A 13608-nucleotide genomic window follows, 5' to 3' on the forward strand; every position below is an offset into this window, starting at 1 on the left:
AAATGGAAAAAGAGAAAAAAGGAGCGAGAGAAGTCGATCTCTTAGATATTGTCCAGTTTGTGGCACCGGGGACACCCCTGCGGGCAGGGATTGAAAACGTCCTAAGAGCCAATACTGGAGGGCTCATTGTTGTTGGTTATAACGATAAAGTGAAAAGTGTGGTAGATGGAGGATTTCATATTAATTCTGCTTTCTCCCCAGCACATTTATATGAATTGGCGAAGATGGATGGAGCGATTATTTTAAGTGACTCTGGTCAAAAAATCTTGTATGCGAATACACAGCTCATGCCAGATGCAACCATTCATTCATCAGAAACAGGCATGAGACACCGAACAGCTGAACGTGTAGCAAAGCAGACAGGCTGCTTAATCATTGCCATTTCTGAGCGTCGGAATGTCATTACCTTATACCAAGGGAATCGACGATATACGCTGAAAGATATTGGTTTTATTTTGACGAAGGCCAACCAAGCGATACAAACACTGGAGAAATATAAAACCATTTTAGATCATGCCATTTCTGCGTTAAGCGCCTTAGAATTTGAAGAACTTGTGACCTTTGGTGATGTATTATCCGTGCTGCATCGTTATGAAATGGTACTTAGAATCAAAAATGAAATCAATATGTATATCAAAGAGCTTGGGACAGAAGGACACTTGATCCGTCTGCAAGTCAATGAGCTGATTACAGATATGGAGCAGGAAGCGGCTTTATTTATTAAAGATTACGTGAAAGAAAAGATCAAAGATCCATATGTGCTGCTGAAACAGCTCCAAGATATGTCGAGCTTTGAACTTTTAGATGACTCAATTTTGTACAAGTTACTCGGCTATCCAGCATCTACAAATATTGACGAATATGTGTACACAAGAGGATACAGATTACTTCATAAAATTCCTAGATTGCCTATGCCGATCGTTGAAAACGTGGTCGAAGCATTTGGTGTGCTAGATCGAATTATGGAAGCAGATGTACAAGATTTGGATGAAGTAGAAGGAATTGGAGAAGTAAGAGCGAAAAAGATAAAAAAAGGATTAAAAAGACTGCAAGAAAAACATTATATCGACCGTCAGCTATAAAAAGAGAAATTTTTCTTAAATACGGTTAAAAATGGATGAATATGGGTATATTAATGATGGTTTTGTTTTCTGTTCATGATGATAGGAAACTTAAGCATATATCAATGTCAGATGAAGGTGGATTGACAGATGAAAAATAAAGGAGGTGAAGGTATGTTAAAAAGAATCGTTCAGGCGTTTTTTATCATTTTCGGTGCAGTTGTAGGGATTTTTATCATTCCAGAGTTATTTCTGCTGTTAAATGTGAAGGACATACCTTTCATAACAAATGCTTACTCTTCAGCACTAATAGGAGCCGCTGTGTTCTTTATCATTGGTAAATGGTGCACAGGCTATGTGGTTAATTGGGTGAAATGGATCGAGGATTCTCTATTGAAGGCGCCTCTTCCTGATCTTATATCTGGAAGTTTCGGTTTAGTATTTGGACTTATTCTAGCATATCTTATTGTAAACGTGATCCCGCTAAACAATATCCCATATCATATTTTTGGTACCATTATTCCGATTTTCCTGGCTTTCTTTTTAGGATACCTTGGATTTCAGGTAGGGTTTAAGAAGAAGGATGAAATGATGGGGCTGTTCTCCCGATCTGCAAAGGTCACAAAGAAAAAAGGAGCAGCTGATGATGAACCTGAAATAGAAGATAAAAAGCTGAAAATTTTAGACACAAGTGTTATCATTGATGGAAGAATCGCAGACATTTGTCAAACTGGATTCCTAGAAGGTGTGATGGTCATTCCTCAATTTGTACTCGAGGAATTACAGCATATTGCAGACTCTTCTGATGTATTAAAGAGAAATAGAGGCCGAAGAGGTCTTGATATTTTAAATCGTATCCAAAAAGAACTGGATATTAAAGTTGAAATTTACGAAGGTGACTTTGAAGATATTCAAGAGGTTGACAGCAAGCTTGTGAAACTCGCTAAGTTAACTTCAGGTGTTGTTGTGACAAATGATTTTAATTTAAATAAAGTATGCGAACTTCAAAAAGTAGCAGTGTTAAACATTAATGATCTAGCCAATGCAGTCAAACCGGTTGTACTGCCTGGGGAAGAAATGAAGGTACAGGTCATCAAAGACGGGAAAGAGCATAACCAAGGTGTTGCTTACTTAGATGACGGTACGATGATTGTGGTCGAAGAAGGACGCAATTATATTGGAAAAGACATTGATGTGCTCGTCACGAGTGTGCTGCAAACTGCTGCTGGAAGAATGATTTTTGCGAAGCCAAAACTTCTGGAGAAGGCGCTCTAAAGGGAGAACGAACATGTATTATGAAGTAGTTATTCCGGCTGCGGGGCAGGGGAAGCGAATGAAGGCCGGCCGCAATAAACTTTTTATTGAATTGAAAAGAATGCCGGTCATCATCCACACACTGAAGGTGTTTGACGCTCATTCACAATGCAGACGCATGATCTTAGCGATCAATGAAGAAGAGCGTCGTGACTTTGAAAGGCTACTGAAGGTACACGCTTTTCAAACGCCTGTTTCACTTGTCACTGGCGGTGAAGAACGGCAGCAAAGTGTATACGAAGGATTGAAGGCTGTGCAAGATGCGGACATCGTGCTTGTTCATGATGGCGCAAGGCCTTTTATTAAGCATACACAGATTGACTTGCTCGTTAAAGCAGCGATTGAAAAAGGCTCCGCAGTCGTAGCGGTACCAGTGAAAGACACAATCAAACGCGTTCAAGAAGGCAAAGTGGAACAAACCATTGAACGTCAGAGCTTGTGGGCAGTCCAGACCCCACAAGCTTTTCGTCATTCTATTTTAAAAGAAGCGCATGAACATGCGGAGCGGACAGGCTTTCTTGGAACAGATGACGCCAGTCTTGTGGAACAATTACACGGTGAGAGTGTGTATATTGTCCAAGGAGACTATACCAATATTAAACTGACAACACCGGATGATTTATTGGTTGCCAAGGCAATTATGGATGCGGAAAGAGGGTACTAGAACATGTTTAGAATAGGACAAGGTTTTGATGTGCATCAATTAACAGAGGGAAGACCTCTTATTATTGGCGGTGTGACGATCCCTTATGAAAAGGGTCTACTTGGGCATTCAGATGCGGATGTACTGCTTCATACTGTGGCGGATGCTTGCCTAGGTGCGATTGCAGAAGGAGATATCGGCAGACATTTCCCAGACACGGATCCGGAGTTTAAAGATGCAGACTCTTTTAAATTACTTCAGCACGTGTGGGCGCTTGTAAAAGAAAAAGGCTATACACTGGTAAATATCGATTGCACCATCATGGCGCAAAAACCAAAGATGGCACCATACATTCAGCCAATGTGTGAGAAAATCGCAGAAGCTCTTGAGGCAGATGTCACACAGGTGAATGTCAAAGCAACAACGACAGAGAAACTTGGATTTACAGGAAGAGGCGAAGGAATTGCCTCTCAGGCGACAGTGCTTCTTCAGAAAAAGTAAAATCCGTTTTGATGAGAATGGGTTTTGATGATAAAATACGTTTATAAAAAATTGGTGTCAGACAACATGATGCAGATGAAAGGAAGTTAAACTCATGGGAAATGAAGTGCGTGTTCGTTATGCACCGAGTCCAACTGGTCATTTACATATTGGGAATGCTAGAACGGCTCTTTTCAACTATTTGTTCGCACGCAGCCAAGGCGGCAAATTTATTATTCGAATCGAGGATACGGATCAAAAGCGTAATGTAGAAGGCGGAGAAGAAAGTCAGCTTCGTCATTTGCAGTGGCTCGGAATTGATTGGGATGAGAGCATTGATAAAGATGGCGGCTACGGTCCTTACAGACAATCAGAGCGTAATGATATTTACAAAAAATATTATGACGAGCTGCTAGAGAAAGACTTGGCGTATAAGTGCTATTGTACGGCTGAAGAACTAGAAGAAGAGCGTGAAGCACAAATTGCCCGCAGTGAAATGCCTCGATACTCTGGTAAATGCAGTCATTTATCAAAAGAAGAAGAGGACAAGCTGATTGCTGAAGGAAGAGAGCCAAGCATCCGCTTCCGAGTGCCTAAAGGAGAAATCATCAAATTTGACGATATGGTCAAAGGCGAGATTTCATTTGAAACAGACGGCATCGGTGACTTTGTTATTGTGAAGAAAGATGGTACGCCAACGTATAACTTCGCTGTAGCGGTGGATGATCATTTGATGAAAATGACTCACATTCTTCGTGGTGAGGATCACATCTCGAATACACCTAAACAAATTATGGTCTTCAATGCATTTGGCTGGGATGTTCCGCTGTTCGGACATATGACGCTGATTGTAAACGAGAACCGCAAGAAATTAAGCAAGCGTGATGAATCAATTATCCAGTTCATCGAACAGTATAAGAACTTGGGCTATTTACCAGAAGCTTTGTTTAACTTCATTGCACTACTTGGATGGTCTCCAGTTGGCGAAGAGGAACTATTTACAAAAGAGCAGTTCATCGATATTTTCGATGTCAATCGACTTTCTAAGTCACCAGCTCTCTTCGATATGCATAAACTAAAATGGGTGAATAACCAATACGTAAAAGCACTTGATCTTGATCAAGTTGTGGCACTTACACTTCCACATCTTCAAAAGGCAGGCAAGGTAAGCGAGCAGCTGACAGAAGAAGAAAACACGTGGGTGCGCAAACTCATTTCTCTATACCACGAGCAATTGAGCTACGGAGCAGAAATTGTTGAGTTAACAGAGTTGTTCTTTAAGGAACAAATTGAGTATAATCAAGAGGCAAAGGAAGTTCTTGCAGAAGAGCAAGTACCAGAAGTGATGGCTTCGTTTGCAGGTCAGCTTGAACGTCTTGAGTCTTTCACACCTGATGAAATCAAAGCTGCCATTAAAGCGGTACAAAAAGAAACAGGGCATAAAGGTAAGAAACTATTCATGCCAATTCGTGTGGCTGTCACTGGACAAACGCATGGCCCAGAGCTTCCGCAAAGTATTGAACTACTAGGTAAAGAGACGGTATTAAACCGCATTAAACAAATATAAGGAAAATCGTTGCGAGGGAGAAGTACAATGTTATCGTCCATCACAGAAAGAGTCTTCACCGGCTGAAAGAGACTTATGGGCAGACGTTGGAAATGCACCCTCAAGACCCTTGAGGAACACGTATGTTAGTATGCAAGGGCGGTACCCTCCGTTATGGGATGAAGTTGAGAAGGCTGCGAAATGAGGGCTTTCTAAACAGAGTGGAACCGCGTTTTCAAAACGTCTCTGTCATATGGCAGAGGCGTTTTTTATTTGTCCAAAAAAGAGAGCAAGTCCTAAGAGAGATTGATGGGGAAGAACGGGGGGAGCATGTGTTTTTCAAAATGCTGAAAGAAGATATTGATACTGTGTTTGATCAAGATCCTGCTGCTAGAAGCTATCTTGAAGTAGTGCTAACCTATTCAGGGCTTCATGCGATTTGGGCTCATCGTGTTGCGCATGCATTTTACAAGCGTAAGCTGTATTTTCTTGCGCGGATCATTTCTCAGGTCAGCCGGTTTTTCACAGGGGTTGAGATTCACCCAGCAGCAACCATCGGCCGGCGGTTCTTTATTGATCACGGCATGGGCGTCGTGATTGGGGAAACATGTGAAATTGGCGATAACGTCACTGTTTTCCAAGGCGTGACATTAGGGGGAACAGGGAAAGAAAAGGGAAAGCGGCATCCAACTATTTTGGACGATGCGCTGATTGCGACTGGTGCTAAGGTGCTCGGTTCTATTACCGTAGGAAAAGGGTCCAAGATTGGTGCGGGGTCTGTTGTGTTAAAAGACGTACCAGACCATTCTACTGTTGTAGGTATACCTGGGCGAGTGGTCGTTCAAAATGGAAAGAAAATCAATCGTGATCTCAATCATCAAGATTTGCCAGATCCAGTTTCTGATCGTTTCAAAGAATTGGAGCGAGAAATGGAAAAGCTAAAACGTGAGCTGGCTTCATTGAGCAGAAAGGAAGAACAATCATGACAATCAATATTTATAATACATTGACACGTAAGAAGGAAGAGTTTGTCCCGCTTGAACCAGGAAAGGTCAAAATGTATGTATGCGGACCAACCGTGTATAACTACATTCACATCGGGAATGCAAGACCGGCCATTGTATATGACACGGTACGTAAGTATTTAGAATATAGCGGCTATGATGTGAATTTCGTATCCAACTTTACTGATGTGGATGATAAACTCATCAAAGCAGCAAATGAATTAGGCGAGGATGTCCCAACGATTGCTGATCGATTTATCCAAGCATACTTTGAGGACGTCAGTGCATTAGGCTGCAAAAAAGCAGACCTTCACCCGCGAGTGACAGAAAATATGGATGATATCATTGCGTTTATCGCCACATTGATTGAAAAAGGCTACGCCTATGAAGCAGATGGTGACGTGTATTACAGCACACGCTCATTTGAAGGCTACGGAAAACTGTCTCACCAATCGATTGATGAATTAAAGACAGGTGCCCGTATTCGTGTAGGTGAAAAGAAAAGGGATGCACTCGACTTTGCATTATGGAAGGCCGCAAAGGATCAGGAGATTTCTTGGGATAGCCCGTGGGGCGAAGGGCGTCCAGGCTGGCACATTGAGTGTTCTGCGATGGTCAAAAAGTATTTAGGCGATACGATTGACATTCATGCTGGCGGACAGGATTTAACGTTCCCTCATCACGAGAATGAGATTGCTCAATCTGAGGCTTTGACAGGAAAACCTTTTGCGAAGTATTGGATGCATAACGGGTATATTAATATTGAGAATGAAAAAATGTCAAAATCACTTGGGAACTTTGTGCTCGTACATGACATTATTAAAGAACAAGATCCAGATGTGCTTCGTTTCTTTATGCTGTCGGTTCACTATCGTCATCCAATCAATTACTCCATTGACTTATTGGAAAGTACAAAGAGTGCATTTAACAGACTCAAAACATCTTATTCAAATCTACATCATCGCCTTGAGAGCAGTACCAATTTAACAGAGGATAACACTGAATGGCTGACAAAGATTGAAGAGCAGCGAGCGACATTTATTTCTGAAATGAATGATGACTTCAATACGGCAAATGCCATCTCTGTTTTATTTGAACTAGCGAAACAAGCGAATTACTATATGGAAAATGATCATACTTCCGAGGAAGTGATCAAGGCATTTATTGGCTTGTTCCAAGAAATCACATCCGTCCTCGGCTTCTCACTAGCAGAAAAGCACACGCTTGACGAAGAGGTAGAAGCATTAATTGAGAAGCGGAATGAAGCTAGAAGGAATCGTGACTTCGCATTGTCTGATCAAATTCGTGATCAGCTAAAGAGCATGAATATTGTATTGGAGGACACTCCTCAAGGTACGCGCTGGAAAAGAGGAGAATAGGTCATGTTGAATTTTGAAAAGCTGAAAGACGGAAAACAGTTGAACGGACTTGCGCTTGCTTATATGGGTGATGCCATTTTTGAAGTATACGTGAGGCATCACCTCCTCCAAACGGGGGCGACCAAACCAAATGAGCTTCATAAACGTGCAAGTAAGATCGTTTCAGCTAAATCTCAGGCCGCTATTTTATTTGAGCTTCAGCAGAAGGGCTTTTTCACAGAAGCGGAAGAAGCGGTGCTGAAAAGAGGAAGAAATGCAAAATCAGGCACAGTGCCTAAAAACACAGACGTTCAAACGTATCGTTATAGTACAGCGTTTGAAGCGCTCATGGGTTATTTATTTATCGAGAAGCAGGACGAACGCTTAGAAGAGTTGATTAGTCAGGCGATTGAAATCGGAACGTCAGGGAGGAAGACAAATGAGTCAGCAACATGATTATGTGATTGGGAAAAATGCAGTGATTGAAACACTGAAGTCAGATCGGGAGTTATACAAGCTCTGGATGGCAGAAAACACTGTAAAAGGACAAGCCCAGCAGGTCATTGAACTCGCGAAAAAGCAAAATATCACCATTCAGTATGTTCCGAGGAAAAAGCTTGATCAGATGGTAACAGGTCAGCACCAGGGAATCGTTGCACAAGTAGCAGCATATGAATATGCAGAATTGGACGATCTGTATCAAATTGCTGAAAAGCGGAATGAACAACCATTTTTCATCATCTTAGATGAAATTGAAGATCCGCACAATTTAGGGTCGATCATGCGTACGGCCGATGCTGTTGGTGCACATGGAATTGTCATTCCAAAACGACGAGCGGTAGGCTTGACGACAACTGTTGCGAAAGCATCTACTGGAGCCATTGAACATATCCCGGTCGCAAAAGTAACCAATCTTTCCAGAGCTCTTGATGAAATGAAAGAAAGAGGAATCTGGGTCGCAGGAACAGATGCATCTGCGAAGCAGGACTACAGACAATTTGACGGCACGATGCCTCTCGCTCTTGTCATCGGCAGTGAAGGAAAAGGAATTGGCCGATTGATTAAGGAAAAATGTGATTTCTTGATTAAATTGCCAATGGCCGGAAAGGTCACTTCATTAAATGCATCAGTTGCCGCTAGTCTATTGATGTATGAAGTGTATCGAAAACGTTATCCGTTAGGAGAATAGAGATGGACATCCTCTTAGTCGATGGATACAACATGATAGGTGCATGGCCTCGTTTGCAGCACTTAAAAGAAAACAGCTTTGAAGAAGCCAGAGACGTGCTGATTCAAAATTTAGCAGAATATCAAGCATATACAGGGTATCGAGTCATTGTCGTATTCGATGCCCATATGGTCAAAGGAATCGAAAAGAAGCGGACAAACCACCGAGTAGAGGTCATCTTTACAAGAGAAAATGAAACGGCTGATGAGCGGATTGAAAAACTGGCACAAGACTTGAATAACATTCGGACGCAAATTCATGTGGCGACCTCTGATTATACAGAACAATGGGCGATTTTTGGACAGGGTGCACTTCGTAAGTCAGCACGAGAGCTCTTAAGAGAGATAGAAGTGATTGAACGAAAGATTGAAACACGTGTCAAAAAGATTACTTCTGATAAACCAGCATCCAAAATTGAATTGTCAGAAGATGTATTGAAAACGTTTGAAAAATGGCGGCGGGGAAACTTGGAATAGCTTGACGATATTTCAACCATTATTGTATAATATTTCTATCTAGGTGCGGTCGGGGGGATCGAAGTGAATCTAAACAACAGCAAGGGTAAGTCCATCAGAGAGCAATTTTGCCAGTTGGAAGATGAACAAGTCATTGAAAGGGTTCATGTCGGAGATAGTGATGCGCTAGATTATTTAATAACGAAATACCGCAATTTTGTACGTGCGAAAGCAAGATCTTATTTCTTGATTGGAGCGGATCGAGAGGACATTGTCCAAGAGGGGATGATCGGACTTTATAAGTCTATCCGCGATTTCAGAGAGGACAAGCTTACTTCATTTAAGGCTTTTGCAGAATTATGTATTACCCGCCAAATTATCACCGCAATTAAAACAGCTACTCGCCAAAAACATATCCCGTTAAATTCCTATGTATCATTAGACAAGCCGATATACGATGAAGAATCGGACAGAACATTATTGGACGTCATTTCCGGTGCTAAAGCGCTTAACCCAGAAGATTTAATCATTAGCAAAGAAGAATTTGATGATATTGAAATGAAAATGGGTGAATTACTAAGCGAGCTGGAAAGAAAGGTACTTGTGCTTTATCTTGATGGCAGGTCCTATCAGGAGATTTCTGAAGATTTAAACCGTCATGTGAAATCAATTGATAACGCACTCCAAAGAGTAAAGAGAAAATTAGAGAAATATTTAGAGCTGCGCGAGATCAGTCTCTAATCAAACCTATATTGACAGCTTTTTCGCCACTGTGATAAGGTACTAAGGAAATGATGTCGAGAAAATAGGTGTAAATATGAGGAAAAAGATTACTCTAGCCTGTAAAGACTGCGGAAGCCGCAATTATACGACAATGAAAAGTGTTGCTTCAGCAGCTGAAAGATTAGAAGTTAAGAAATATTGCAAGACTTGTAATTCACATAAAACACATTTAGAAACGAAGTAGGATTTGCGTTCTTTAATCTGTGGAGGTCTTTTACATGCGTATTATCAGTTTCTTAAAAAGTGTCGGGAAAGAAATGAAAAAGGTCAGCTGGCCAAAGAAAAACGAAATGGTCCGCTACACGATCACTGTTATTTTAACAGTCGTATTTTTTGCCATCTTTTTCTCTTTTCTTGATATAGGAATCTCACAATTAATCGAATTAATTCATTAATACTTGAATAATGGTCTGCTGAACGTGCTATAATAGATCATAATATGACTTGCCAAAAAACCCGTTTTACGGGTTTTTTCAATTGCTTGAAAATATTTACCGGTACTCGAGATTCGTCAAATAGACATTACGAAATGTGGGGAGGGAAGGACTAAATAGTCCTGAACGAAAATGGAAAAGAATTGGTATGTTGTGCATACGTACTCTGGCTATGAGAACAAAGTGAAAGCGAACTTGGAAAAGCGTGTTGAATCAATGGGCATGCAGGATAAAATTTTCCGCGTTGTTGTACCAGAAGAAGAAGAAACGGACATTAAAAACGGTAAGAAAAAAGTAGTGAAAAAGAAAGTATTCCCTGGATATGTGCTAGTAGAAATCGTCATGACTGACGATTCTTGGTATGTCGTTCGTAATACACCAGGTGTGACAGGATTCGTTGGATCAGCTGGATCAGGCTCTAAGCCGACAGCGTTATTACCTGGCGAAGCGGAAACCATTCTGAAGAGAATGGGACTTGAAGAGCGCAAGACAGAAATCGACTTTGAACTAAAAGAAACAGTCAAGGTCATCGATGGACCATTTGCTAACTTCACAGGCTCTATCGAAGAGATTGATTATGATAAAAGCAAAGTCAAAGTATTCGTTAATATGTTTGGTAGAGAAACTCCTGTGGAACTTGAGTTCACACAGATCGATAAATTGTAATTTAAAAGAGCTTGAAATGAGTGTATAGAAGTGGTAATATAGCAAAGGTACGTCTTGAGTTCGCTCAAGATCGCTAGCTAGTTATTTCGTCATTCATATAAAGAATGAAGTTGTTGAGTGGGAGGGGGATTCCCCTATTACCACATCACGGACTTTAAGGAGGTGTGTCTCGTGGCTAAAAAAGTAGTAAAAGTTGTTAAATTGCAAATTCCTGCTGGAAAAGCTAACCCAGCTCCACCAGTTGGACCTGCACTAGGTCAAGCCGGTGTTAATATCATGGGATTCTGTAAGGAGTTTAACGCTCGTACAGCTGACCAAGCTGGTCTTATCATTCCTGTTGAAATTTCGGTTTTTGAAGACCGTTCATTTACATTTATTACTAAAACTCCACCTGCTGCAGTATTACTTAAAAAAGCAGCTGGTATTGAGTCTGGTTCTGGTGAACCTAACCGTAATAAAGTGGCAACTGTTAAGCGTGATAAAGTACGCGAAATCGCGGAAACAAAAATGCCTGACTTAAACGCTGCTAGCGTTGAATCGGCTATGCGCATGGTTGAAGGTACTGCACGCAGTATGGGTATTGTCATCGAAGATTAATTTTTTGTCTTGTTGGGTTGCGAGTTTGGTTTTGACAAGTTCGCAACCCTTATTCGTGGGAGGTTATTCCGCTAAAACCACATAAGGAGGATTTTTATAATGGCTAAAAAAGGTAAAAAGTATGTAGAAGCTGCTAAGCTAATCGAACGTACTAAAGCGTATGATGTAGCTGAAGCTGTTTCTCTTACAAAAAAAGCAAATACAGCGAAATTTGATGCGACTGTAGAAGTTGCTTTTCGTTTGGGCGTAGACCCTCGTAAAAACGATCAACAAATCCGCGGTGCAGTTGTACTTCCTAACGGAACTGGTAAAACTCAACGCGTTCTTGTGTTCGCTAAAGGCGAAAAAGCAAAAGAAGCAGAAGCTGCTGGAGCAGACTACGTTGGAGATTCTGATTACATCACTAAAATCCAACAAGGCTGGTTCGAATTCGATGTAATCGTTGCGACACCTGACATGATGGGTGAAGTTGGTAAGATCGGTCGTGTACTTGGACCAAAAGGTCTTATGCCAAACCCTAAAACAGGAACTGTAACTTTCGAAGTTGAAAAAGCAATCAATGAAATCAAAGCTGGTAAAGTAGAATACCGCGTTGATAAAGCTGGTAACATCCACGCGCCAATCGGAAAGGTTTCTTTCGAGGACGAAAAGCTTGTTGAGAACTTTGCAACAATCTATGACACAATCCTTAAAGCAAAACCTGCAGCGGCTAAAGGTGTATACGTGAAAAACGTTTCTGTTACATCTACTATGGGCCCTGGCGTGAAAGTGGACCCATCTTCTTTCTCTGCAAAATAATTCTTGACTTGTCACAACCGTTTTGATAATATCAAAATGTTGTAAAATAGAATAATCATTTATACCGTAGACAGCAGGGGCCTTATGGCTTAATTAACCCGCCGAGGTGTATATGTCACAGTCTTACGTTAACGTATGCTTGTATATACAGCCTCCATGTCTTAATGGAGGCTTTTTATATGGAGAACCGTTCGTTAGGAACGTGATGACCTGATCGGTATAAGTGTTACACAAAGAATGTACAGGAGGTGTAACCATGAGCAATGCAATCGATACTAAAAAAGTTGTCGTTGATGAAATTACTTCTAAATTTAAAGACAGTATGTCTACTGTAATCGTAGATTACCGCGGTCTTTCAGTTTCTGAAGTGACTGAACTTCGTAAACAGCTTCGTGATGCTGGCGTAGAATTCAAAGTTTACAAAAATACTTTGACTCGCCGTGCAGTTGAACAAGTTGAACTAACGGGTTTAAACGATTTCTTAACAGGTCCAAACGCTATCGCATTCAGTAACGAAGATGTTATCGCACCTGCGAAAATCATCAACGAATTTGCGAAAAGCCACGAAGCTTTAGAAATCAAAGCTGGTGTTATCGAAGGAAACGTAGCGACTGTAGAAGAAGTGAAGGCTCTTGCGGAACTTCCGTCTCGCGAAGGCTTACTTTCTATGTTGCTTAGCGTTCTTCAAGCTCCAGTTCGTAACCTTGCTCTTGCTACTAAAGCAGTTGCAGATCAAAAAGAAGAACAAGGCGCTTAATGCGTACTTGACGTAAAAAAACTTAAAATGGAGGAATTACAAATGGCTTTAAATATCGAAGAAATCATTGCTTCAGTTAAAGAAGCAACTGTACTTGAGTTAAACGACTTAGTAAAAGCAATCGAAGAAGAATTTGGCGTAACTGCTGCTGCTCCTGTAGCTGTAGCTGCTGGTGGCGGTGCTGCTGCTGAAGAAAAAACTGATTTTGATCTAGTACTTGCTGGTGCTGGAGACCAAAAAATCAAAGTTATCAAAGTGGTTCGTGAAATCACTGGTCTTGGCTTGAAAGAAGCTAAAGAACTTGTTGACAACACTCCAAAACCACTTAAAGAAGGTATTGCTAAAGAAGAAGCTGAAGAACTTAAAGCTAAGCTTGAAGAAGTTGGCGCTTCTGTAGAAGTTAAGTAATCTTCGCCTAATCTTTTGGGAAAGCTCGCTTTTACTGGCGGGCTTTTTCTTTTCTTATCTCCTGAAACGATTGAAT

The 13608-nt window shown here is 41.1% G+C and carries 18 protein-coding genes and 2 other annotated features; all 18 genes read left to right on the plus strand.

What is annotated here, in order from left to right; translation table 11 throughout:
* Window positions 1-2: 2 nt before the first annotated feature.
* Window positions 3-1082 (plus strand): DNA integrity scanning diadenylate cyclase DisA, encoded by a 1080-nt coding sequence (gene disA, locus MHI41_RS00595; RefSeq protein ID WP_007496267.1) that lies wholly within the window; start codon window positions 3-5, stop codon window positions 1080-1082.
* Window positions 1083-1235: 153 nt separating this feature from the next.
* On the plus strand, window positions 1236-2336 hold the full coding sequence (locus tag MHI41_RS00600; protein WP_003217214.1) for a PIN/TRAM domain-containing protein: 1101 nt from the start codon (window positions 1236-1238) through the stop codon (window positions 2334-2336).
* A gap of 13 nt (window positions 2337-2349) precedes the next feature.
* A complete protein-coding gene (gene ispD, locus MHI41_RS00605) occupies window positions 2350-3039 on the plus strand; it encodes a 2-C-methyl-D-erythritol 4-phosphate cytidylyltransferase (protein WP_008345432.1) in 690 nt (229 codons plus the stop codon).
* Window positions 3040-3042: 3 nt separating this feature from the next.
* Window positions 3043-3519, plus strand: coding sequence for a 2-C-methyl-D-erythritol 2,4-cyclodiphosphate synthase (gene ispF, locus MHI41_RS00610; protein ID WP_007496273.1), 477 nt, complete (start codon window positions 3043-3045; stop codon window positions 3517-3519).
* Window positions 3520-3613: 94 nt separating this feature from the next.
* Complete coding sequence (gene gltX / locus MHI41_RS00615; protein WP_007496275.1) at window positions 3614-5065, plus strand: glutamate--tRNA ligase; 1452 nt, start codon at window positions 3614-3616, stop codon at window positions 5063-5065.
* Window positions 5066-5295, plus strand: a binding site (T-box leader).
* Between the two features lie 81 nt (window positions 5296-5376).
* Window positions 5377-6030, plus strand: a complete 654-nt coding sequence (gene cysE / locus MHI41_RS00620; RefSeq protein WP_017366453.1) for a serine O-acetyltransferase — start codon at window positions 5377-5379, stop codon at window positions 6028-6030.
* Complete coding sequence (cysS, locus tag MHI41_RS00625; protein ID WP_007496278.1) at window positions 6027-7427, plus strand: cysteine--tRNA ligase; 1401 nt, start codon at window positions 6027-6029, stop codon at window positions 7425-7427. The genes cysE and cysS overlap by 4 nt, the downstream gene beginning before the upstream one ends.
* Window positions 7428-7430: 3 nt before the next feature.
* The gene (locus MHI41_RS00630) at window positions 7431-7862 is read left to right on the plus strand and encodes a Mini-ribonuclease 3 (protein WP_008345428.1); all 432 of its coding nucleotides are present in this window, start codon (window positions 7431-7433) and stop codon (window positions 7860-7862) included.
* Window positions 7846-8595, plus strand: a complete 750-nt coding sequence (gene rlmB, locus MHI41_RS00635; protein ID WP_017359163.1) for a 23S rRNA (guanosine(2251)-2'-O)-methyltransferase RlmB — start codon at window positions 7846-7848, stop codon at window positions 8593-8595. Before MHI41_RS00630 ends, rlmB begins: the two co-directional genes overlap by 17 nt.
* Before the next feature lie 2 nt (window positions 8596-8597).
* Window positions 8598-9110, plus strand: a complete 513-nt coding sequence (gene rae1, locus MHI41_RS00640) for a ribosome-dependent mRNA decay endonuclease Rae1/YacP (protein ID WP_017366454.1) — start codon at window positions 8598-8600, stop codon at window positions 9108-9110.
* 63 nt (window positions 9111-9173) lie between these two features.
* Window positions 9174-9830, plus strand: a complete 657-nt coding sequence (sigH, locus tag MHI41_RS00645) for an RNA polymerase sporulation sigma factor SigH (RefSeq protein WP_008345424.1) — start codon at window positions 9174-9176, stop codon at window positions 9828-9830.
* Between the two features lie 76 nt (window positions 9831-9906).
* Window positions 9907-10056, plus strand: a complete 150-nt coding sequence (gene rpmG / locus MHI41_RS00650) for a 50S ribosomal protein L33 (RefSeq protein WP_008356502.1) — start codon at window positions 9907-9909, stop codon at window positions 10054-10056.
* Window positions 10057-10090: 34 nt separating this feature from the next.
* The gene (secE, locus tag MHI41_RS00655) at window positions 10091-10267 is read left to right on the plus strand and encodes a preprotein translocase subunit SecE (protein WP_008345422.1); all 177 of its coding nucleotides are present in this window, start codon (window positions 10091-10093) and stop codon (window positions 10265-10267) included.
* Between the two features lie 171 nt (window positions 10268-10438).
* A complete protein-coding gene (gene nusG / locus MHI41_RS00660; protein ID WP_003217197.1) occupies window positions 10439-10972 on the plus strand; it encodes a transcription termination/antitermination protein NusG in 534 nt (177 codons plus the stop codon).
* A gap of 171 nt (window positions 10973-11143) precedes the next feature.
* Complete coding sequence (gene rplK / locus MHI41_RS00665) at window positions 11144-11569, plus strand: 50S ribosomal protein L11 (protein ID WP_003216956.1); 426 nt, start codon at window positions 11144-11146, stop codon at window positions 11567-11569.
* A gap of 99 nt (window positions 11570-11668) precedes the next feature.
* On the plus strand, window positions 11669-12367 hold the full coding sequence (gene rplA, locus MHI41_RS00670; RefSeq protein ID WP_007496292.1) for a 50S ribosomal protein L1: 699 nt from the start codon (window positions 11669-11671) through the stop codon (window positions 12365-12367).
* Between the two features lie 46 nt (window positions 12368-12413).
* Window positions 12414-12554 (plus strand) — a sequence feature (ribosomal protein L10 leader region).
* A gap of 69 nt (window positions 12555-12623) precedes the next feature.
* On the plus strand, window positions 12624-13124 hold the full coding sequence (gene rplJ, locus MHI41_RS00675) for a 50S ribosomal protein L10 (RefSeq protein WP_003217048.1): 501 nt from the start codon (window positions 12624-12626) through the stop codon (window positions 13122-13124).
* A gap of 42 nt (window positions 13125-13166) precedes the next feature.
* Complete coding sequence (rplL, locus tag MHI41_RS00680; RefSeq protein ID WP_008345418.1) at window positions 13167-13532, plus strand: 50S ribosomal protein L7/L12; 366 nt, start codon at window positions 13167-13169, stop codon at window positions 13530-13532.
* Window positions 13533-13608 lie beyond the last annotated feature (76 nt).

The organism is Bacillus sp. FSL M7-0307, assembly GCF_038627835.1.
GTDB lineage: Bacteria > Bacillota > Bacilli > Bacillales > Bacillaceae > Bacillus > Bacillus altitudinis.

Excerpts from the sequence above, each read along its gene's own strand:
- disA (WP_007496267.1), top strand. The coding sequence starts at position 3 with ATGGAAAAAGAGAAAAAAGGAGCGAGAGAAGTCGATCTCTTAGATATT.
- MHI41_RS00600 (WP_003217214.1), top strand. The coding sequence starts at position 1,236 with ATGTTAAAAAGAATCGTTCAGGCGTTTTTTATCATTTTCGGTGCAGTT.
- ispD (WP_008345432.1), top strand. The coding sequence starts at position 2,350 with ATGTATTATGAAGTAGTTATTCCGGCTGCGGGGCAGGGGAAGCGAATG.
- ispF (WP_007496273.1), top strand. The coding sequence starts at position 3,043 with ATGTTTAGAATAGGACAAGGTTTTGATGTGCATCAATTAACAGAGGGA.
- gltX (WP_007496275.1), top strand. The coding sequence starts at position 3,614 with ATGGGAAATGAAGTGCGTGTTCGTTATGCACCGAGTCCAACTGGTCAT.
- cysS (WP_007496278.1), top strand. The coding sequence starts at position 6,027 with ATGACAATCAATATTTATAATACATTGACACGTAAGAAGGAAGAGTTT.
- MHI41_RS00630 (WP_008345428.1), top strand. The coding sequence starts at position 7,431 with ATGTTGAATTTTGAAAAGCTGAAAGACGGAAAACAGTTGAACGGACTT.
- rlmB (WP_017359163.1), top strand. The coding sequence starts at position 7,846 with ATGAGTCAGCAACATGATTATGTGATTGGGAAAAATGCAGTGATTGAA.
- rae1 (WP_017366454.1), top strand. The coding sequence starts at position 8,598 with ATGGACATCCTCTTAGTCGATGGATACAACATGATAGGTGCATGGCCT.
- rpmG (WP_008356502.1), top strand. The coding sequence starts at position 9,907 with ATGAGGAAAAAGATTACTCTAGCCTGTAAAGACTGCGGAAGCCGCAAT.
- secE (WP_008345422.1), top strand. The coding sequence starts at position 10,091 with ATGCGTATTATCAGTTTCTTAAAAAGTGTCGGGAAAGAAATGAAAAAG.
- nusG (WP_003217197.1), top strand. The coding sequence starts at position 10,439 with ATGGAAAAGAATTGGTATGTTGTGCATACGTACTCTGGCTATGAGAAC.
- rplA (WP_007496292.1), top strand. The coding sequence starts at position 11,669 with ATGGCTAAAAAAGGTAAAAAGTATGTAGAAGCTGCTAAGCTAATCGAA.
- rplJ (WP_003217048.1), top strand. The coding sequence starts at position 12,624 with ATGAGCAATGCAATCGATACTAAAAAAGTTGTCGTTGATGAAATTACT.
- rplL (WP_008345418.1), top strand. The coding sequence starts at position 13,167 with ATGGCTTTAAATATCGAAGAAATCATTGCTTCAGTTAAAGAAGCAACT.